The 21132-nt window shown below is 40.8% G+C and carries 15 protein-coding genes and 1 pseudogene; 12 read left to right on the top strand and 4 right to left on the bottom strand.

All coding sequences use genetic code 11. The annotated features are described in order from the left end of the window. Window positions 1–94 precede the first annotated feature (94 nt). A complete protein-coding gene (locus tag RMZ95_RS07560) occupies window positions 95–508 on the bottom strand; it encodes a hypothetical protein (RefSeq protein ID WP_322684456.1) in 414 nt (137 codons plus the stop codon). Window positions 509–845: 337 nt separating this feature from the next. Here RMZ95_RS07560 and RMZ95_RS07555 point away from each other — a divergent pair. The 6 genes and pseudogenes from RMZ95_RS07555 to RMZ95_RS07530 form a co-directional block, all read left to right on the top strand. Then, a pseudogene (locus tag RMZ95_RS07555) lies at window positions 846–1379 on the top strand (PadR family transcriptional regulator); the annotation flags it as partial. A 127-nt stretch (window positions 1380–1506) separates the two neighbouring features. Continuing rightward, complete coding sequence (locus tag RMZ95_RS07550) at window positions 1507–2364, top strand: sugar kinase (protein WP_322684455.1); 858 nt, start codon at window positions 1507–1509, stop codon at window positions 2362–2364. 102 nt (window positions 2365–2466) lie between these two features. Further along, the gene (locus RMZ95_RS07545) at window positions 2467–3327 is read left to right on the top strand and encodes a 3'(2'),5'-bisphosphate nucleotidase CysQ (RefSeq protein ID WP_322684454.1); all 861 of its coding nucleotides are present in this window, start codon (window positions 2467–2469) and stop codon (window positions 3325–3327) included. 405 nt (window positions 3328–3732) lie between these two features. Then, complete coding sequence (locus tag RMZ95_RS07540) at window positions 3733–4047, top strand: RNA recognition motif domain-containing protein (protein WP_292779617.1); 315 nt, start codon at window positions 3733–3735, stop codon at window positions 4045–4047. 123 nt (window positions 4048–4170) lie between these two features. Then, window positions 4171–4365, top strand: coding sequence for a 30S ribosomal protein S21 (rpsU, locus tag RMZ95_RS07535; RefSeq protein WP_069073011.1), 195 nt, complete (start codon window positions 4171–4173; stop codon window positions 4363–4365). 832 nt (window positions 4366–5197) lie between these two features. After that, a complete protein-coding gene (locus RMZ95_RS07530) occupies window positions 5198–6130 on the top strand; it encodes a polysaccharide deacetylase family protein (RefSeq protein WP_322684453.1) in 933 nt (310 codons plus the stop codon). Between the two features lie 389 nt (window positions 6131–6519). Here the strand turns inward: RMZ95_RS07530 and RMZ95_RS07525 are convergent, their stop codons facing one another. Then, on the bottom strand, window positions 6520–11928 hold the full coding sequence (locus RMZ95_RS07525) for a translocation/assembly module TamB domain-containing protein (RefSeq protein WP_322684452.1): 5409 nt from the start codon (window positions 11926–11928) through the stop codon (window positions 6520–6522). Between the two features lie 870 nt (window positions 11929–12798). Here RMZ95_RS07525 and RMZ95_RS07520 point away from each other — a divergent pair. From RMZ95_RS07520 to RMZ95_RS07510, 3 genes are read left to right on the top strand one after another with little or no spacing between them, the layout of a single operon-like run. Then, complete coding sequence (locus RMZ95_RS07520) at window positions 12799–13956, top strand: hypothetical protein (RefSeq protein WP_322684451.1); 1158 nt, start codon at window positions 12799–12801, stop codon at window positions 13954–13956. Window positions 13957–13966: 10 nt separating this feature from the next. Further along, entirely contained in the window at window positions 13967–14332 is a 366-nt protein-coding gene (locus tag RMZ95_RS07515) for a hypothetical protein (protein ID WP_322684450.1), read from the top strand. A 7-nt stretch (window positions 14333–14339) separates the two neighbouring features. After that, window positions 14340–15101, top strand: coding sequence for a hypothetical protein (locus tag RMZ95_RS07510; protein WP_322684449.1), 762 nt, complete (start codon window positions 14340–14342; stop codon window positions 15099–15101). 213 nt (window positions 15102–15314) lie between these two features. Here the strand turns inward: RMZ95_RS07510 and RMZ95_RS07505 are convergent, their stop codons facing one another. Further along, on the bottom strand, window positions 15315–15515 hold the full coding sequence (locus RMZ95_RS07505) for a hypothetical protein (protein ID WP_322675341.1): 201 nt from the start codon (window positions 15513–15515) through the stop codon (window positions 15315–15317). Window positions 15516–16166: 651 nt separating this feature from the next. On the opposite strand from RMZ95_RS07505, the gene RMZ95_RS07500 reads away from it, so the two are divergent. Both RMZ95_RS07500 and RMZ95_RS07495 read left to right on the top strand, forming a co-directional pair. Then, on the top strand, window positions 16167–17420 hold the full coding sequence (locus RMZ95_RS07500; protein WP_322684448.1) for a DUF4912 domain-containing protein: 1254 nt from the start codon (window positions 16167–16169) through the stop codon (window positions 17418–17420). An 85-nt stretch (window positions 17421–17505) separates the two neighbouring features. Further along, complete coding sequence (locus RMZ95_RS07495) at window positions 17506–18432, top strand: phosphodiester glycosidase family protein (protein ID WP_322684447.1); 927 nt, start codon at window positions 17506–17508, stop codon at window positions 18430–18432. 304 nt (window positions 18433–18736) lie between these two features. Here the strand turns inward: RMZ95_RS07495 and crtR are convergent, their stop codons facing one another. Continuing rightward, window positions 18737–19798, bottom strand: coding sequence for a beta-carotene hydroxylase (crtR, locus tag RMZ95_RS07490; RefSeq protein ID WP_322684446.1), 1062 nt, complete (start codon window positions 19796–19798; stop codon window positions 18737–18739). A gap of 763 nt (window positions 19799–20561) precedes the next feature. Between crtR and RMZ95_RS07485 the strand changes: the two genes are divergently transcribed. Continuing rightward, window positions 20562–20984 (top strand): lysozyme inhibitor LprI family protein, encoded by a 423-nt coding sequence (locus RMZ95_RS07485; protein ID WP_322675337.1) that lies wholly within the window; start codon window positions 20562–20564, stop codon window positions 20982–20984. Window positions 20985–21132: the final 148 nt, after the last annotated feature.

Genomic DNA, 21132 nt, shown 5'->3' with positions numbered 1-21132 from the left:
TACCTCAGCCTTTGGTGGCAGTTGGTTGATGAGTGCCCAAGTGCTGAGTACAATTCTTACTTTTGTACTCAGCACTGTTTGGGTAAATTAGCAATCAAACCTTAGACGTGAGAAATTTGGATATCTCCGCGTGTGCCAACACAGCACCAGGTTCGCGCTGGAGAGCGTTGTAATACTTTCTCTCAAAGGTATTACCGGTCTGTAACGGTACAATGAGTGTACGGGCATCAGCAATCAATTTTTGGAAATCGTCCAACAATATCGGTTCATCTGCTTGGAGCATTTCATCAACTTGCACAACCATCTCAGAAATGCGATGTAGCCAAGCAAATTGTTCGTGAGCGATAACTAGCTGAAGAAGTTCTGCACTTGATACTCGTCCGCTAATCTGTTCGTAGGCAATGCGTTCTGTCTCCAGCAACATCTTGTGAAGGTGGAGTAATTTGTTTCGTAAATCACGCAGATATTGATGCTGACGTATTCTTTCTGTAAGTGTGTTAGAAGTCAATGTTACTTATCCTCTCGTTACAATAGTCTTCAATGGCTTAAGTAATTTCTAAGCATTGAGAATTGGGTATTGGGATTGGGGAAGAAGTGACAGATAACAGGTGATAGGGAATAATCTGTACCCTGTAACCTTTAACCTATTCCCTTCTTCTCCCCCATGCCCTGGTGAATGGAGTTTCTTATCTATTTGGTTTCCTTGCTAAGAAGCATTATAATGAGCATATCTTTTTATAACCGTTATGTCTTATATCTGATTAATCATATATTAGCATAAAATTATAAGAAGTACATAGTGTAGAACCGAGCGAGAAAATATCAATTATGGGAAAACCATCTTCATGTCGCTAGCAAATGTAATTTTAGGTCTTCTTCAGCAGCAAGAAATGACGGGCTACGACCTCAAAACGAGCTGCTTCGATCAATGCGTTGCCCATTTATGGCCAGCAGATCAGGCACAAATTTACAGAACTCTCGATAAGCTAGTTGAGCAAGGCTGGATTACCTGTAACATTGAGATTCAACACGATCGCCCCAACCGCAAAGTCTACAGTGTGACGGAGCTAGGGAAAGCGGAATTTAGGCGATGGCTAGGGATTCATCAGCCCTTACCGACTATCAGAGAACCTTTACTCGTCCAGTTGCATTTTGCAGATCAGTTGTCGAATGAAACCATCATTGACCTACTAAAGCAACAATTAGCGGCTCGAAGCAAAAAGCTGGCTGAATGTGAAACCATCGATTTGCCATCAATCGGTGATGAATCTGCCAACCGCAACCAGGTGATGCAAAGGCTGGTGCTGGAGTTGATCATCCGAAGAGAAGAAACTTATATTGATTGGTTAAAGACAGTAATCGAAGTTGTCAGTCGCCAAGAGCCATATCCATTTACCAAGAAAGAATTCAGGAGTCAGGAGGTCACTGAGCGACTTGCCTTGAGCGAAGTCGAAAGGAGTCGAAGTGAGCCAGAATTTTCCAATTGAATTTTGAACGAAAGAGCAGATGAATCGTGGATTATTTGTAGGTTTAGTAACTTTAGATTTGATTTACCTTGCTGACTCTGCCCCTAAGAATAATCAGAAGATTGTCGCTACTGACTATACTGTAGCGGCAGGGGGGCCAGCAACAAACGCGGCTGTAACTTTCAATTATTTAGGAAATCAGGCTACTGTCTTAGGTGTAGTGGGTTCTCACCCAATGACGCAGCTGATTCGAGATGACTTGGCAAATTACAAAGTTGCGATCGCAGACCTTGAGCCTACTACTGATTTAGTACCGCCTGTATCTTCGATTATTGTCACTCAAGCTACAGGTGAACGCGCTGTGGTTTCGATCAATGCTGTCAAAACTCAAGCTAGCAGCGCCTCTATCCCGCCAGATATTTTGCAGAATGTCGATATCGTACTGATTGATGGACATCAGATGGTGGTTGGTGATTCCATAGCTCAAATGGCTAAAGCCAATAATATCCCAGTAGCGATCGATGGTGGTAGTTGGAAGCCTGGATTTGAGCAAATTCTACCGTTTGTGGATTATGCTATCTGTTCAGCTAATTTTTATCCCCCCAACTGCCAGACTGGAGAAGACGTTTTTAGCTATCTCAGTAGATTTGACATTCCTCACATCGCCATTACCCACGGGCAAGAACCAATTGAATACTTGAGTGGCACTAAAACTGGTATCGTAGATGTGCCGCAGATTCAAGCGGTTGATACGTTAGGGGCTGGAGATATTTTCCACGGTGCTTTTTGTCATTACATTTTAAGCCAAAGCTTCACTGATGCACTGGCACTGGCAGCTAATATTGCAGCTGATTCCTGTAAATTTTTTGGTACTCGGCGCTGGATGGATTTAAGATAATTCGTAATTCGTAATTCGTAATTCGTAATTTGTAATTAGTTAAACTAAGTATCGCTGTGCGCCCCTAATCACGTTATGCATATTTTTAGATAGGCCAAATTAATGAAAGATTTACAAGAAATATTAGCGATCGCTCGTGAGGTAGGTTGGGGCGCAGCAGATATACTGCGATCGTATTACCACGGTACTGCAAAACACCCTGATTTAGAAATCCAATATAAGCAGAATGAGCCTGTCACTGTTGCCGATGTAGCTGTAAGTCAATACATTTTGCAGAGGCTACAAGCAACTTTGGGTAACGAAGATTTTGCTTACATCAGCGAAGAAACTTATCAATCGTCAAGTAGTGGTATACAGGCTTCTGCCCCTTGGGTATGGATAATTGACCCTTTGGATGGCACGCGAGATTTTATCAAAAAAACTGGCGACTATGCAGTTCACATTGCTTTAGTCAAGGTAACACGCCCAGTGTTGGCAGTGGTGGCAGTACCAGAGGCTCATAAGTTATATTACGCTACCAAAGGCGGGGGTACATTTGTGGAAACCCGCAACGAATCTGTTCCTTTACAAGTGTCTTCAGGTAAAGGAATTGAGGATTTAACCTTAGTCGTTAGTCGCTCTCACCGCAACCAACGGTTAGATCATCTGCTACAAAATTTACCCTGTCAAAATCAGAAATCTGTGGGTAGTGTAGGCTGCAAAATCGCCACCATTGTTGAGCAACAAGCAGATATCTACATTTCCCTTTCCGGCAAGTCTGCGCCCAAAGACTGGGATATCGCCGCTCCAGAATTGATTTTAACAGAAGCCGGTGGTAAATTTACCCACTTCGACGGCACTCCATTGCAGTATAACACTGGTGATATCAATCAATGGGGAGGTTTGCTAGCTAGTAATGGTGAATATCACGAACTACTATGTAAAAAAGCAGAAGGGATCTTAGCGCAATTTGACCATAGCTAACGGGATACTGGATGATGAATATTTTTTAATTTGCTTTAATTTGCTTTTAAAACAGTCGATCGTGGTATGATTAATCTGATTACGAATAATAATCTTTAGCTCTTAGTCCACAGCTTAATTTTGAAAACACTAAATATCTGGGCGATCGCGAGTTAATTACGATTTCCGATTAAAAGTGTAACTTGATATAGTACAAGCAAAAAAAGCCAGTCTTTAGAAAGTCTGCAAACCGTCTTTAAAGGTTTGATTTGTGAATAAAATTCACTATCAGACAATATTCAAAGGCTGAATGCTGTGCTACACTCATGGACATAAAGATTATTTTCGGTTGAGTAACTCGTTTTGATTTCTAAAAACCGTCTCTCCGAATTTAACTCTCTACACTCCCTGAATTCGGAGATTTCTATGTCAATTTACGTCGGAAACCTGTCCTATCAGGTTACAGAAGATGACCTAAAGCAGGCTTTTGCAGAATACGGAACAGTAAACCGTGTTCAACTCCCCACAGATCGGGAAACAGGCCGGCCGCGTGGGTTCGCTTTTGTGGAAATGGAATCAGACACACAAGAACAAGCTGCCATTGATGCACTTGATGGCGCTGAGTGGATGGGACGTGATTTGAAAGTGAACAAAGCTAAACCTCGTGAGGAAAGAAGCAACTCCTCTCGCGGTAGCTGGGGTGGCGGTAATAATGCCCGCCGCAACAACAATCGCTACTAAGTCGATTCCTGAAAATTTCACATTTAGAGTCTCCAGCAGATAAAGCCAAAGGCTCCATTCTGCTGGAATATTTTATTTGGTATCTAGTCTTGAACTATTCATCCATATTAAGGAGGAATGAGAATGACACAAGTAGTTTTAGGAGAAAATGAAGGTATTGAATCAGCCTTGAGAAGATTTAAACGGGAAGTTTCTAAAGCAGGAATTTTCCAAGATATGAGAAAAAAGCGTCACTTTGAGACGCCGATAGAAAAAGAGAAGCGTAAAGCAATTGCTAGGCACAAACAACGTCGTCAACAACGTTCTCGCTTCAATTAAAAGTCCAAGCAAATTTGCGCTTCGATTTGACATCTAGCCAACATCTCTTCATTGTTGCCATAGCACTGGCAAGCCACAAGTAATTAGCATACATCAATCAATAAACAACACTGTTCGTAGTATCGCAGTATTGACTTTCGGCGCTACTGAATTATATGGCAACAGCCAAAATGGTTAGGACATTAACAGATGATAAAATTTAGACACAAAAAGGCTTTTCACCCAGTCCCCAGTCCCTAGTCCCCAGTCCCTTGCTATACATGTTTTCAATTGCGTGAAGTATGGGCTTACAGCTAGCTATGCGCCCCTAACTAATATCGTGTCCGGTAAAGACTTATCATTAATCCCGCAGTTCTTGCTGGGGGCTTCTTAGCTAGGGGAAAGAGGAATTTTCCCGTTTCTGCATAGATTACGGGAATTATAACTAATTAACCGGACATGATATTACTCATCTTCGCACTCACTACTTTGATCGTAAGCGATTATCCGCACATGATATAACGATTACCTAGCATTTCTCCAGGTTACGGTTATACTGCTATCATTGCTGGCTCTACTGGTCAGATCGATTTACTGAGTGTTATTTGATTCAGGGTATCTGGGTGGCAAATTAGTACTGACTAAATTGAGACATCCTTTAGCTGGAATGTTTCAAGGTATTTTATTGTTTTCTTTTTTCTTTCAGCAGTAGATATATTAATTACAACAGGCTAGGAATAATATCAAGTCCGGGTAATTCCAATTTAATAAGTAATCACGCGGGCATGATATAAGGTATGGGAACATCAGGGAGAAACCAATCCCCAATAACTAATATTTGAGGAGATTTAATGTGTCTAGTCGTAAATTATCTTTATTACTGAAAATAATAATTGTTATATTGGTTACTGGTGCTAGTAGTTTAGGTATCAGCTTGCTTTTAACCACAAGCGGATTTGAGCATTTGTTGGGAATTCTCAAGCCAAAAAGCGAGAATGCTAAAGCGAGTCATAACAAGCTGATGAGTGCAGATGCACAGAACATAAATCCAGTCACAGAGCAGATGAATGAAGTGCCAAAGGCATTTCAGGGAGCAATCGTTTATCAAGGGAAACTAAAACCGAATGAGAAAGTTATTGCCCTAACTTTTGATGATGGCCCCAGTCCCAAAAATACAGCACAGATTTTAGAAATCTTGAAGAAAAATGATATCAAAGCCACATTCTTCATGATCGGGGAAATGGTGAAATATTTTCCTCAAGTTGCCAAGCAAGTGGCTGCTGATGGTCACATAATTGGTAATCACACATGGCATCATTGGTATCGCCACATGGATTTAGCTACTGCGGCTAGTGAAATCGATCGTACAGCAGAAATCATCTACAAGACTACTGGAGAGAAAACTACTCTATTTCGTCCTCCTGGGGGTTTTCTGAACAATGGGCTAGCCGAATATGCCAAAAACGAGAAATACGCTGTCATGATGTGGTCAGAACAATCGGGAGATGCTGAACGTCATTCGCCTCAAGTTCCAGGGCTGGTCAAAAATGTGCTGAAATATGCAAAACCCGGTGCAATTGTCCTGCTGCACGATGGAGGCGGCAACCGTTCTAAATCTGTCAAGGCTTTACCAGAAATGATCGCAGGTTTAAAAGCCCAAGGCTATAGATTTGTGACAATTCCTCAACTACTGGAAATACAAGCCCAAGAAAAAAGTGTGGAGACAGCAGCATCACCTGTGGTAACAAATCAAGAAGATCCAAACCAACAACTTAATCATCAGTGATATCCCAATACGGTTCGGTTAAGGTTTTTTGATGAAAATTATTGCTCGTCAAAGACGCGATAAATCGCCGTCTCTACAAAGGACTGATTATTGTAGAGACGGCGATTCATCGCGTCTCTTGCCTTGACCAAACAGTATTGAGTGATATCCTGTCCAGGTAATTAGTTAGTTTATTGGCCAGCAATGCGATTGTTTCGCCTAAGAGGATGTTTGAAAAGTCCTTAAAGATGTTGTATCAAATCAGTTTTGATCCCCCTAAATCCCCCTTCAAAAGGGGGACTTTGATTCTTATTCCCCCTTTTTTAAGGGGGGTTAGGGGGGATCTGAATGTACTTAAAGTCACAGCCGAATACTTTTCAAACAACCTCTAACAATGCTAATACAGCAATCTAAAATCGGGTTTCATACTCAACTTGGAGTTGATTTTCATCCCCTACATCAGTTGAGCCTCGCATCAGAATTTCGTCATTGACTCGATAGAGGACATTGAAACGGAAAGATTCATCGCTAGAAAGAGCGCGTGATAAAGAGGCAGAGAAATTTTTATTAATATCAAACACACCTTCCGCTGATAAATTAAGAATTGAAGCTCTTGATGTTTTTGATTCATCATTATTAATCGATGGAGTCGGAAATATCCGAAATTCACTGAAACCAACAGCTTGTCCGATCGCAGTGATAGTTCCTTGTAAACTACCTAAAATGGTAGAACTAGCGAAATTTGTCAGCCCTTGGCCTGCATCTGCCTGACCGAAAGAACCCAGAATTGAGCCACCCAGCAAAGCAACTATTTCTCCTTTGCTACGGCTAGGTTCGCTCGTCAATTCTAGATTGTCACCCAATTTGCTAGCTGGCCCGTTCACCCTCGCTTGAACGGTAACGCTACGTAAAGTCCCAAAGTTGTTTACAGAAACATCGCTGACTTCAGAAGACAATGGTGATTCTAAAGTTTGAGTGTTCCTTGCTGATGCTTCCGGTACAATTGCCGTCAGTCGGACATCCAAAGTCGGGTCAAGTCCTTGACTTGGAGTAAACCGCGCAGTTTGTTCATAGCCCCGCGCCAAGGTGAACTCAGTAGAAAATAAGCTCAGTCGTCCTCCTGTCAAACGAATGACTCCTTCAGGAAGCGGTTTGGCTAATGTACCATTAATGGTCAAGTCGCCTGTTGCGTCAAATCTCAATAGGGGCTGACTTAATGCCGCTCCTCCTGGTACAAAGCTGAGTAGGGACTGAGTTGTAACCCGAATATCTTTGCCTAAAATCAACTTTAAATCTGCAAACGTTACAGGTAAGTTGGGTGGAGTTGCGGCGTTAGTGCTTGCGTCTGTTGTCGCCACTGAGTTAGTGCTTCCATCCACTGTAGCTACTGAGTTAGCGTTATTCTCTGCTGTCGGTATGACGTTAGGGTTAGCCTGTTGTCTATCTAGATTTATCACCTTAGTATTAGACTCTGCTGTAGCTGCTGATTTTTTAGCCGTAGTAGGCGAGTTGCCAATAATTACCTGACCATCACTCAGTTGAATCTCTCCACCAATTACAGGTTTTAACGCTGTGCCGCGAACCACGACATCGCCACCAACACCACCTTCATACAGTCCTGCAAGCTTAAAATTGAGTTTGTCTGCTATTGATACTGTCAGGGGATTAGCTGCGGCTTGTTGAGCATCAAAAATTGGCAAGATACCTGATGCAGTTACTTGCCCTTGATTGTAATTACCTTGGATATTTTCAACGCTTACCGTACTACCATTAAATAGTGCTGTTCCTGTGACATTCGTGAGAGGATCGGATAAGGCTTGAGCGCTAAAAGTTGCATTATTAAATGTGGCGTTGCCGTTGATAATTGGTTCGGTTAAAGTACCTTGAACATTTAAATCTACTTTTCCTTGACCGTCTACCCAAGCGACTTGATTGTTGGTCAACAAATTTAACAGTGCCAATCCTTCATTTTGCACATTGGCGTCGATGTTGATTTGATTGCTATCAGGTTGCACTTTGGCAAAAGGCAAAGGAGCAGGTACGCTACCTGTAATTGCAACTGGCTGGGTTCCTGTTACTAGTAAGGTACTATCAAAATTCAAGCGAGCTTTGTTGTAATCAAAGTTCACCTCTCCTGTTCGCACGGGTTGCTTGTTAAGGGTCGCATTCGCTAGCGCCACTTTCCCTTGAACTCTGGGGTCTTGCAAACTACCTGCTAAAGTGGCATCAGCATTTACATTACCAGTGATATCTACGGGGTATTTTTCGATAAAAGGCTCTAAAAGTGATAGAGGCAGACTGGCTACATTCAACTTTCCAGATACTTGCTCAGTTCCTAACTGTCCTGAAAACGCCACTAGTCCTTGATTTATCCCCACACTCAAGGGTGAAAGGGTGACGATACCATCGGCGAAAGTACCTTGAGCAACGACTGGATTGATGGAATAATTACCCCATTGCCAGTTAGCACCTTGAAAATTAAAGCCGACATTCAACCCAGATTTTAACGAGCCATTGGCTGTAATTGCTCCGCTTAAAGCACCTGTTAATTCTGCAAGGCTGGGTAAAGATGCGGTTTGTTTTTTCTCTACTTGCTGTTCTTTGGCGATCGCTGTTGTAATATTCGAGAAATATGCTAACTGTGTTTTCAAGTCTGCATTCGGCAAGGTGACAGGCTCAGTTTCCAATGCTTCTGCTCCAGCTAACGTCGGAGGCTGCAACCCAGTACTAAGGTCTTGAAAGTCGAAGATATTAAACGCTTGTAAAAGTCTCTGGATATTGGCTTCGGCAAAATTAGCTTGGAATTGAAATTGTGGGTCATTCCCTGCTTGCACATTACCACTGAGAGCAATGTTGCTATCGCCAATCCGCAATAGACCATTAGCCAAGCTAGCTGTACCATCAGCATAATTGATGTTGCCGCGAAATTCATCGGCTGCAACTCTGGCAACGCGAGGCCCTGCGATCGCCACATCTCCCGCAATGGCATAATTATTTAAATTAACAACTAAATTACCCGATAATTGCCCCCCCAAAGGTTTCAATTGATTGTTAGGTAAAAAGCCGCCAACCAGAGCAATGGGAAACTGTTGGGCGTTGATTATCAAGTTATCTCCCTCAGTTCTACCCGTAGTAACTGCTTCATCGCGTTTAACTAAAAATGAAGTGGGACGATAATCTGCGCCTAAGTTAAGCGCAATCCGATCTTGTTTTCCAGCTAATCGCAGACTTCCTCCTTGTCCGCCTTGAAAATTCACGTTTCCAGTTAAAAGTCGGTCAAACGCCAAGTTACTCACATTGAAATTCCGCAGCCGGATATTCCCATTAGCTTGGGGTACATCTGGAGTACCTGTAACTTTGCCATTAAAATCAAGTCGTCCTGCTATTGCTACGTCCCCAGGAACTTTAAAGCCAGTATTTTGGAGGTTGAAATTCTGCGCCAGTACATTTAAATCAAATCCAGCAATTTGGGGTGCGCCAGTTGGGGGAGACTGAATCGCGATTGCACCATTAGCAGTAAATCCTGCGGTACTTGCGTTTTCAACGATAATCTGCTGTCCATTCCACTGAAATCTTGCAGTTAGCGGTTTCGCCAGCTGCGCTACTCCTTGGGGAAGGCTGATTTGTCCGGCGGCGCGAATATCTGCAAGTTGGAAAGATTGGGTTGTGCCTGCTACCTGTATATTGCTATTCAGCCGTCCTCGCAGTTGTGGTGAGAAACGGTTGAGTTGAATTTGAGAAGTTTTGACAGATCCTTGCCAGCGTTGTTGTGCAAGTTGACCTTGAGCTGTGATTGTCCCACCTGCCACGTTCACAACCGCATCGGGAAAGACGATATTCTCTCCTTGTTTGGTAACAACAACTCGTCCGCTAGTGGGATAGGTGGCACTAGGCGCTTGCACCCGCGCGACTGTTTGCAGATTGCTCAGAGTGCCGGAAATATCGGCATTTGCCGAGACATTCCCAATGGTAATCGAGGGTGAGGAATTGTAGGCTTTGGCGATCGCATCCCCTGGTATATTTTTTGCTTGCACATTCAATGCCACCCTACCTTGGGGTGCAAGCTGAACTCGTCCGCTAGCTGTGACTTGCCCTCCCACATCTGGATTTGCTTGAACGCGAGAAACGTTGACATTTAACGGTGTACCCAAAGAACCAGAAATTTTAGCGTTCGCAGATATACCACCAACATTAATCGGAGTTGAAATGCCGTAACCTTGAGCGATCGCATTTCCTGGGATACCTTGAGCTTGAATATCTACGCCTACTTCACCTTGAGGAGCAAGTTGAATTTGACCATTGGCGGTGATTTGTCCTCCGGCTGGCGGCGTTATCTGAACATTGGAAACATCAAGTTTTAAAGGCTGTTTGCGAAGTGAGCCAGAAATTTGAGCTTTTGCGGAAACATTCCCCACTGCGATCGGTAGAGTAACACCATAGCTGCGTGCTAGTATATCTCCTGATATTCCATCAGCTTGAGCATTAAATATTACTCCATCTTTAGCTCCCAAATTAGCTTGACCGCCTCCGGTAATTTCACCACCAGCGGCGGGGACTATTTTCAGATTGGAGACAGTAAGTTGAGATGCAGTTTTAGATGCATTCAAGCGAAAATCAGTGTTGATGGTATTAAATTGAATGCGGTCAACTTGAATCGGTTTGGTATTACTTACTGTACCGCTGACTACTGGTTGCTCAAGTGCGCCGCCTACCTGAATTTTTGCCTGAATTTCGCCACTAGCTGGAACTGACGAATTTACTTTCAATGTATCTAAGATATTTTTCGCAGTAACAGGTTTTATCAGAGCAGAGACATTAAAACCTGTTTGAGTATTAATTGTTCCATTAGCCACAATCGGAACTTTGCCAAAGTTCGTACTCAGATTATCTAAAGTAACTGTCTGACCTTGAAATAGAAATTTCCCATTAAAATTAGAAACCGGCTGAGGAATATTTTGAATTTTAGCGGTGATTTGATTAGCTGTAGCTGTTCCCGTAATTGCGATGTCTGAAAGTTTGGGTGGAATCTGAACTCCTAAGTCAGCATTTAAATACCCTGCTTGCAGAGCGATGGGTAACTGAATTAATCGAGTGATATCGGATGCTTGTAAATTTTGGGCTGAAAGTTGCAGGTTAGTTTGTTGAGCTTTTACTTGGGTTTCGCCAACAATTTTAGCAGCGCCTCCCCTAGTGAATTGAGTATTGAAGTCATAACCGATCCTTTGATTTCGATCGGAAAATCGGGCAATACCACCAACTCGATCTAATATGACTGAGCCGTTGGGTTTAGTCAGTGCAGTGAATGGCATTAACTCTACATTGCCATCTTGAATTTGAAGTGACTGCAACTCAGTTTGAATAAAACCTTGTCCCTCTCCAGCCTTAACTTGGGCTGTCACCCAACGACCATCTTTATCTTGTTGAATGTAGACATTGGGTTGAACTAAGGTGACATTTAATGCTAATTTTCGGCTAAGAAGAAGTTGCAATGGCGAGAACTGCACATCCAAAGCTTTTGCTACCACCCGATCTGCATCGGTGGGAGTGGCTGGTATCGATAGAGAGCTAAATCTCAGACTAGAAAGCGAAAAACGTTCAACGTTCCCAACTTTTACTGGACGCCCCAGTAATTGCTCAAGATTTTGCTGTACTAACGGTGCTAAATCTTTATATACATAGTTTCTAGCCCACCAAGCACCAACTATAATTCCAATTAGTAAAACCCCACCTAGAGCCAAACTGGTACGTCCTAAAAGCAGGAGCCACAGACGACGGTTAGATGGTTCCTGATTGTTTTCTGAATTTGGCGATCGCGTCATGATTGTTAGTACTACCAGTAATTTTTCTGGAGTGAGGCTAGAGACAAATTAGTTAGTTGTATCAGCAAGTTACAATTTATGGTTTCACAATATCAGGACTTACGCAAGAACTTTGTGGCAAGCTGCTTGTATTTTCGAGGGGAGGCTGCGCCAATAAGACGCATTTGCAGTGCGTCTATGTTATTTCATGATTTTGTCTAATTCCTGAATTTATTTCGATTAATAATTTTTCACCAGACGTTAGTTTTGTTCGTTTTGAGATTTGGAAACTTTGCTGGTATAGATATTATCTTTAACACAGTCAGTAATATTTGATTAAATGACTTTATAATCGCTCCTGTATATACGACCCTGGTTATAAACTTTAACTTTCCAGAATCTAACTTAGTATAGATGACAATGATGATTTAGCCTTCCATTATTCAGGAGGCAAATGTATATGCGAACACACTTACAAAATATCTATGAATAAAGCTTAGGTTTATGCAAAGTTATCAGATAATTTTATCCATTAATTAATCAAGTTAAATTTGATACTTAGGCTGTGCTATTAGAGGATATTTTAAAAGTCCTGAAAGGTATAATTTTGCAGTTATACACTCGGTAAACTTGGGGATGCGATCGCTAAAACTTGCAGTGGCGATGGAAGACCGAACTCGGCGCAAGCAGGCGGTAGAGATGCGAGAAAATTGGCAGAGGCGTTGGCACAAGTGCAAAGTGAGTTAAAGTCAGTCTTGGGTTAGTTCTATTTTTTGAAGGGCGGCCGTTTTGCCGTCCATACTAGAAATTGCTTAAGCGTAGATACTTTTTGCTATGCTCTTTTTTTAACAACCTTTCAAATGAATCGATCAAAATTTTGAGCAATAGTTTATGAGTGTTAACGCTTTTGTTGATCATGGCTTTCCTCCAGGTCAGGAATTCTGTGTAAAAGTTCTATCTAGCCCGGAATTTACTGTTGAAACCCTTGGAATTATTTCATCACAGACAAGTCGGCTTAAAAAAGCTGAATTAGCAGTAGATATAGCGAATGGACTTGAAAAAGGTAAACTTACTTCAGATGAGATATTACTTGCTTATGTCAAACAGTCAAGAAGATGGTTGAGCTTGAAACTAGGTATGTGCGTTCGTACACCTAATTTAAACTCTTCTGCATCTTTGTTACAAGAATTTGGTCAGGATGGTTGGTACGGGCCAATTTACGAACCGAATCAACCCAAGAAAAAATGGTATATCCGAACTTATAGAATTGTCGATTATGTGCGTCGAGGGTCTGGAACTGCTAGCCAATTAGATGAACGGTATATTCGCTGGTCTGTAATTGCTGAGGTAGACAAAGATTACTTAGCTTTATCCTGGGATGGATTTACCTATAGTTCAACAGCCGATGAACACATAGAACAACGTACTCAATTCCCTTTCTGGAATCATATTCCTGGATTTTTTGATGAATTAGCTAATCATTGCCAAGCTCAGTGGACACATCCCAATCTCCATCAGCTTGTTCTGCATGATATGTGGGATAAATACCTCAATAAATCAATAAATGGTGTTTGCTATAAATGGAAACATTTGAGGATTCGAGCCGAAGCTTCTGGACTTTTTATAAATGCTCATAGTTCTGGAATTCAAGAAATTGATGTTAGAGGATTACAAGCTCTATCGCAAAAATTAGCTCATTCTGTTCTAAATATACTTGGTTTGTCCGGTGAGCAAGAAAAAATAAGTAATGCTGAAGATGCGATTTTATTTACCTTAATCAAAGATTGGGGTACTAAATCTTATGAATTTGAATTAGACAGGGAATTAATACCGAATGAAATAAAAACAGGAATATTAATAGCTAATGAAATAGAAACAGAGATATTAACAGAAGTTAAATTAAAACAGATTATCAAAGCACATTGCTATTTTGGACTCAAGCCTAACTCTAAAACTCAAGATTCTCTTCAACACCTCAAGTGCTATTCAGGGTATTATGGTGGTAGTACTCGTGTTCTTGAGTTTCTGCTAAAAGAACTTGGATTTTAAGGCTAAGGTCATGACTAGCTTCATCCACAAGGGTCATTTGGACTTCTTATCTGAAAAACAGAAGGCTGAACTGAGCAAGCATTTTCTGACGGCATCGACAACAGCAATGCCGCATCAACTTGCTGTACGGTTGGGTATAGAATACTCTAATGCTTTGGCACTCTTAGCAGACCTTGAAGCAGAAGGAGTCTGTGAAATGAAGCTTCTTATATATCATAATTGTGAGCCAGATGTTCCTGCGGGTGCAATTCCTTACGGTATAGGGTTTCCTGATTTACCTTGGATTTGTCCGCATTGTGAAAGTATTGTAGAAAATTATAATGAGCTATCGTTTGATCTGATGGCGACATCTAAGCAATCAATTGAATTTGTTTGATTAAATTATGCCAACTCAAGACGAACTTGTAGAATCTATAATTAATGCTATGGATTTGCTGGAATTAGGAAATCCAGCATTAAATAAGTTAGCTTCTTATCTGTATAAAACAGATGTTAAACTTTCTGAATATTTGGATGACCTTAAGATATTTACTCAATTAAAAAAACCCACACTCCAAGAAACACAAGAAGCTGGTAAGCTGCTAGAACAGATTGTACTTCTAGTATTTAAAGGACTAAAAGGGGTTCAAAGCATTAAAAGTTTTCAGTCGGCAGGGCCTCAATATGATTTGTTAGTTACTGGTGATGATATTTTTTGGCAAAATGTCTGTAAAACTTTATATCTTGAGTGGAATCAGAGAGATATAGTTATCGAGGCGAAAGCAACAAAAGCATCTGTGCCAGATAAGCAATTTGCTCGACTGTGCAGCATCATGGATTTAAATTTAAAAAGTGCAGGTCTTGGTATTTTTATTACACTTAATGGAGCAACAGGTTTTCCTAAAAAAGGTGATCCAAGGACAAGAAAAGTTAGTGATTGTAGACTTCGCCAAATACTTTTTCATGCCAAAACAAATAAAATGATAGTTGTTCTAGACAAGGATGATATATATGAGTTGACAAAAAATGGTACTCTAATTCAAATGCTATCTCGGAAAATAAGAGATTTATTTGAACTAAGTGGTTTACCTACTTCTCCGGCTGAACAATTTCAAGAGATAGATTTACCTCCTCATTTGAAAATGTTGTATTATTCGGCTAGCTAGCAGATATGGAATCAGGTAATTTACTATCCTGATACCACTACGCCGAAATATTCAAATGCAGAGAGTCACAGTTGATGAGATTCAATGAGATCCTTTGAAATACCTAAATCAAGTTGAGGCGGTTGAGGCATGAATGGTTTATGAATAAAAGATTCCCGACTTCTCTCAAAAGTCGGGCATCTGAACTTATCGATTACTGTTTTGCAAACCCAATCAATCATTATCAGATGGATCGTCAATCATTTCTGGTACTAAAGCTGGGTTACTTCTACGTTCTTGTGGTGATTGCTCTCGAATAACATCATCTATTCTTGCAGGGTGTTTGATTTTGTCTAGTACCTCTGGACTTAATTCTGATGGATCGCCTTCTGGATTAGACTTTTCAGCTTGACTAGGAACTGTTTCCTTATTCATAACTATTTCCTTAAACCCTAAACTTATATGCCAAGCTTAAGTTCTTCTATGGTGGGCTACACACTATCTTGGGACTTAATTTCACATGAAGAGTGGGTGAAAAAGGCGATCGCTTAACGAAACTGAATAAAGGCGTCAGTCGCCAGAAATCAGAATGAATTTTGAACGAAAGAGTTGATAGGGCAGCGTCTTTGGCTTTGCTCCTAAATTCTGACTTCTGAATTCTTCTTCAAGAATTGGGATTTTTGGCTAACCCAGAAAGCAATGTCATGAAAAGTTGACATTTTATCTATTGCTAAACACGTAAAGTGCCATTATTGTCATGTTTTCATGACAATAAGATCCCAGAAGGGCTGATAAATTCGTGAAACAGCCAAAAAACCTACTTCTGACCCCTTGATCCCTAGATATGCTTAGTGGTTAATATAGACTTAACAAATAGAAATCCTCCGATCCCAAAGAAATGCTGATTTTGGCATCATAAGGAATTGAAAGGATGTTGGCTCAATTTAAAAACAGATTAAAAAACTTAAAAACTGGGCAAAACCAGGAGTCAGGAATAAGAAATTCATCTGGAATGGATGAGATTTTACATAGCATTCTTTAACCAGGGGAAATCATTTACCGCTTAAACTACTGGAGGCCAAATAAATGGCAAAAGAACGCCCGCCACTAGAGGAGATGACCTTACGCCAACTACGCAAAGTTGCTAGCGAATATAGCATCTCTCGCTATAGCCGAATGCGTAAATCACAACTGCTGACATCAATACAAGAAGTCCAGCGTAGCAAAAACTTACTCAGTCCATCTCGTTCATTGGAGGCACAAGAAACCGTGGAAGCTGCAAAGTTTGAATTAGGTCAGGAAGATCGTACTGGTGGATCTTTAGCTGATGTTGATGAAGGACTGGCAGATTTGCCTTCTGGCTATGGTGAAAGCCGGATTGTACTTTTACCGCGCGATCCTCAATGGGCTTACACTTACTGGGATGTTCCCAATGAACACAAAGAGGAACTGCGTCGGCAAGGCGGACAACAACTGGCACTACGGATTTATGATGTCACCGACATCGATATCGAATACCAAAGCCCACATAGCATTCAAGAATATCCTGCTGATGAACTAGCTAGAGAATGGTATTTACCAGTTCCAGTTAGCGATCGCGATTATACGATCGATATCGGCTATCGTGCTGCTGATGGTCGCTGGTTAGTACTAGCTCGTTCTAGTAAAGTACACATTCCTCCTGTCTATCCTTCTGACTGGATTGAGGATGTCTTCGTGACTGTAAATTTTGAAGAAGATTTACGTGGCAAAACTCAGTACGAACTAGTTCCTCCTGCCAAGAAAGTTGCAGCTACCGCCAATGGCAATGTTGTTGTAAATGGTAACGGCAACCCCATCTACGACGAAATATTTGGTTTAGCGGAATCTGCCGAAGCACAACGGGTTGCTGGTTCTATCTTCGGCTCCCAGCAAGGTGCAGCGCGTCCCGAACAAGCTATTAGCTCTTACATTTTCCCATCAGGTGTGGGTCTGTGGGCAACTCCTACCGTGTCTGGTTTAACCGCTTCCGGTGCAGGAATGTCAGGTGTTGGCTTCTCGGCTTCCGCCGTACCAGTGCGTCCGCGCAAGTTCTGGTTAATTGCCGATGCTGAGTTGATAGTCTACGGTGCAACCGAACCCGATGCTACTGTAACTATTGGTGGCCGTCCAATTAAGCTGAATCCAGATGGAACATTCCGCTTCCAGATGTCCTTCCAAGATGGTTTAATTGACTACCCAATTTTGGCTGTAGCTGCTGATGGCGAGCAAACCCGCTCAATTCAGATGAAATTTAATCGTGAGACACCATCTCGGAATACCAACACCAAAGAAGAAGCTGTCTTAGAATGGTTCTCTTAAGTTTTAGTTCTGAGATTGACTCCAGACTGAAATTTTAAATTATTCCCCGCTATAGTAATTCTGTAGCGGTTTTTTTTGTATTATTATGTTTACAAAAAAATTATTTTTGTTATTTATTTTGATAATCAGTGCAAGCTTATTATCAGGTTGTCAAAAGATGGAAGCAAATTTAGTCCCAAAAGCGTCTAAAAGTTGCCCTGGCAAAGATGCCAAGTTCAGTATTGATTTTTTTAAAACCAATAATCAAGGTAAAAAAAATCCTAAAGGTATTAACAATGTAATTATTTTTAATCCCAAATCAGCAGAATTAGATTTCAAAGTTAATGTTGGTCTATCTCATAAACTTTACGCCAAAGATAGTAGAGGTAAACTGCGTAAAGAATATGTAGCAAAACAGTTTCGTGAACTTATCGCTGATGAAAATGCCAAGTTAAACGGACAGCTACCCATTGCCGCAATTAATGCCGACTATATAGATACTGATGATAAACCCCAAGGCTTAAATATTTCTCGTGGCGTAGAGTATTCAGGAGCATTTAAAAATAAACGTTCTTCCTTTGGAATATCAGGAGGTACACCCCAGCAGCGACAGGCTACTATTCAAGCTGGCAGAAGAACGAACGATATTCTCAATTACAATTTAGTGGGCGGTAATGGCAGATTCTATCGTCAGGGTAAATTTAAAGATATTTGTCAAGATTTGGGAGAATTTGCTTGTAAAAATGCAACTAATCGCTCTTTGGCAGCGATCACGAATCAAGGCTATGTAATCTTATTAGTTAATGACTTGAAAGCTAATTCTCAGATTGAATTATCGCAACTTAATCAAGAATTACTGCCAGATATGTTTGATAATGTCTTAGAAGGTATTGCTAGCAATAACTGTTTAGGTAAGATTCAAGAAGGGATTTTATTTGATGGAGGTATGTCTCCAGGATTGTATTACAACCAGAAAACTTATGTAGAAAACCTTGGGCCAATTGGTTCAGTTTTTTTGATTTACAAAAAATAAAATAGTTATATAGCAAGTGACTGGGGACTGGGGACTGGGGACTGGGGACTGGGAACTGGGGACTGGGGACTGGGTGAAAAGCCTTTTTCCTCGTTCCCAGTCGGAGACTGGGAACGAGATATTGGTTATTGACCAATAATATCATGTCCGCTTGATTGCTTATTAAACCCGAAGAACCCCACCCCGCCAAAGCTGTGCTTTGTCTCCCCTCCCCGCAGGCGGGGAGGGGTTGGGGGTGGGGTTATTTTATTATGGGTAATTCGGCGGACATGATATAACTAATGACTAATTCACGAGTTAATGCTTATTTAAGACTTTGTAATTCATCTTGATTTTTAGTTTTTTGATGAGAAAAGCGAATTCCTACAAAGATGTCGTAAATAAACTCTAGAAAGTCTTTCTTTTGTAGCAACCCCGAAGTTTGATAACAGCCTTTTTCATCTAACAAAGGCTTCATCAGATAGTATGTAGACTGATACTTGTACCAGGGAATACAAGTCCATAAATGATGAATTAAATGGTAGTTCTGACCTAAAATCAGGATGTTAAGAATTGGGCTAGGGTATACACGAGCATTTTTCCAGCGATCGCGTTCAACAAAGGGACGATGAGGCAAATAATCAAAAAATAAGCCCAGTATTAATCCCACTATACCAGAAGGTACAACCCAAAAATTGAGAACGTACATTAAAAAATGATATTGAACTGAGATATAAAAAATTGCAACAACAATTAAGCGGCTAATTAACCATTCCCATAGCTCATATTTGCGCCACAGTCGCCGTCGAAAGAAAAACACCTCATGGGACAAGAATCGAAATGCAATCATCCACAGCGGGCCACCCGTAGAAACAAAATGATCTGGGTCATTTTTGGGATGGTTAACATGAGCGTGATGCTGCAAATGTACTCGTGTAAACACTGGAAAAACGAACCCTAGCATCAGGGCGCTACCATGACCTAGTATGGCATTAATGACTCGATTGCGGTGAGCAGATTGGTGACAAGCATCATGAATTACTGTTCCAGCACAATGCAAAGCAATAGTGTTAGAAACAAAACACAGCCAGTCTGGCCATTGCCAAAGCCAGTAACCGCAATGAGATGACACCAGTACTGTCACAGATGCAAAAAACAGTAGTAATGTAGGATTGAAATCACCAGGAGGCGCTAACAATTCCTTTGGTGGAGCTTTCAGTAGTTTTTCTGCTTTTGAAGTTACTGTTATTACTTCTGGATCTACTACGTCTTTAAAGATGACTTCCAAGTTGTTGCCATTTAGCTTTTTATAGTCATCAACGGCTGGGTCGATGATGATTAGGCTTTTGTCCGGGATGTCAAAAAAATTAGGATCTAAAGAGGTCATAATTTTCCTGGTCTTGATTCGTTGATAAAATAAGTTTGAAATCCCAAACTCAGCCAGCACAGAATAGATTTCTTGCCCCGATTAAAGAGATGAAAAGATTGAAAATTTAGCCAATACTCTTCTCTATTCAAATTAGGTATGGACTGTAAGAGATAGGGAATAGTAAGAATTTTTGAATTCCTTGCTACACTACACGCATAAACAAAATATTTAATTTTTCATTTTGAGAGTTGCTCCTGTTACTCAATAATGCCAGCAACAACAGCATACATAGATTTTGGTTTGATATCGACATTTATCGATTTGCCCAGTCAATGTTTTTTGCGATGTGCTGAAATTGTGCTTTGTTATTGCTTTTGTGAAAAGCAATTTTCAACAATATAAAGAATACAGTTATTTTAACGATCGATGCAAGAGTTTTATCGGTATTTGGCGTATAATAAAAATATTTTAGACACAAAGATCATACTTCTAACAAAAATATATATTTTATTTGCTTAAATAAAAATTTCATCCCTTGCTCTGGATGATGCAATAAGTATATATACTAGCGATCGCTTATCTTCTTTCGATTTCATGCAGTTGCTGTCTTCTTCTTTTAACCAAAACTCCATCGCTGGAGTTTACTGGTAGGCAAAATAGGGAAAGCTTCGTGCAAACCATGACACTTCTTTGTGGAGCATACCACTTTCTACTCTGATTCTGAGTTCGAGACCACCAAAAAGCTCAAATTTCTATATTATTTAAGAACAAAGATTTTGCTATGCGTCAATTATTACTAGTTTTGTCCAGCATACTAACTTTCAGCAGTTTAAATCCCCTCGCCATGACAATAGCAGGCACAACGCCTGATTTATCTGAAATGCGCTTAGTTCAAAAGCTCAACTGCAATAATCCTCAAACTCAAGCAGCAATTAATGAATGTACGAAGTTGTCTTATCAGAATGCAGATAAAAAACTGAATCAGGTTTATCAACAAGTGATATCTTCATTAGAAAGGCCTAGAAAACAAAAATTGATTGCGGCACAACTAGCATGGATCAAGTTTCGAGATACCAATTGTGAGTTTGAAAGAAGCAGTTATGAGGGTGGAAGTATTGCCTCTACCATTTATTTTGGTTGTTTGGAAGATACTACAAAACTGCGTACTCAACAATTACAAGAATATTTAAAGCCCTCACCCTAAATCCCTCTCCCAAGCTTGGGAGAGGGACTTTGAAATTTGCATTTGTGCAAGAGGTTTATTGAGTCTCTGACTCAATGAATGCATTCCCAGGCAGCTGCCTGGGAATGAGGAAAATTTGATCAAGTTAGGTTTTTATTAACTATTAGTT

Origin of the sequence: Nostoc sp. DedQUE07 (genome assembly GCF_034530975.2) — a bacterium.
Taxonomy (GTDB): domain Bacteria; phylum Cyanobacteriota; class Cyanobacteriia; order Cyanobacteriales; family Nostocaceae; genus Nostoc.
Note: the sequence above shows the minus strand (reverse complement) of the source record. Positions and strands in the feature narration are given on the sequence as shown.

Coding starts and splice junctions, on each gene's coding strand:
- RMZ95_RS07550 (WP_322684455.1), top strand. CDS start 1,507: ATGAATCGTGGATTATTTGTAGGTTTAGTAACTTTAGATTTGATTTAC.
- RMZ95_RS07545 (WP_322684454.1), top strand. CDS start 2,467: ATGAAAGATTTACAAGAAATATTAGCGATCGCTCGTGAGGTAGGTTGG.
- RMZ95_RS07540 (WP_292779617.1), top strand. CDS start 3,733: ATGTCAATTTACGTCGGAAACCTGTCCTATCAGGTTACAGAAGATGAC.
- rpsU (WP_069073011.1), top strand. CDS start 4,171: ATGACACAAGTAGTTTTAGGAGAAAATGAAGGTATTGAATCAGCCTTG.
- RMZ95_RS07525 (WP_322684452.1), bottom strand. CDS start 11,928: ATGACGCGATCGCCAAATTCAGAAAACAATCAGGAACCATCTAACCGT.
- RMZ95_RS07520 (WP_322684451.1), top strand. CDS start 12,799: ATGAGTGTTAACGCTTTTGTTGATCATGGCTTTCCTCCAGGTCAGGAA.
- RMZ95_RS07515 (WP_322684450.1), top strand. CDS start 13,967: ATGACTAGCTTCATCCACAAGGGTCATTTGGACTTCTTATCTGAAAAA.
- RMZ95_RS07510 (WP_322684449.1), top strand. CDS start 14,340: ATGCCAACTCAAGACGAACTTGTAGAATCTATAATTAATGCTATGGAT.
- RMZ95_RS07505 (WP_322675341.1), bottom strand. CDS start 15,515: ATGAATAAGGAAACAGTTCCTAGTCAAGCTGAAAAGTCTAATCCAGAA.
- RMZ95_RS07500 (WP_322684448.1), top strand. CDS start 16,167: ATGGCAAAAGAACGCCCGCCACTAGAGGAGATGACCTTACGCCAACTA.
- RMZ95_RS07495 (WP_322684447.1), top strand. CDS start 17,506: ATGTTTACAAAAAAATTATTTTTGTTATTTATTTTGATAATCAGTGCA.
- crtR (WP_322684446.1), bottom strand. CDS start 19,798: ATGACCTCTTTAGATCCTAATTTTTTTGACATCCCGGACAAAAGCCTA.
- RMZ95_RS07485 (WP_322675337.1), top strand. CDS start 20,562: ATGCGTCAATTATTACTAGTTTTGTCCAGCATACTAACTTTCAGCAGT.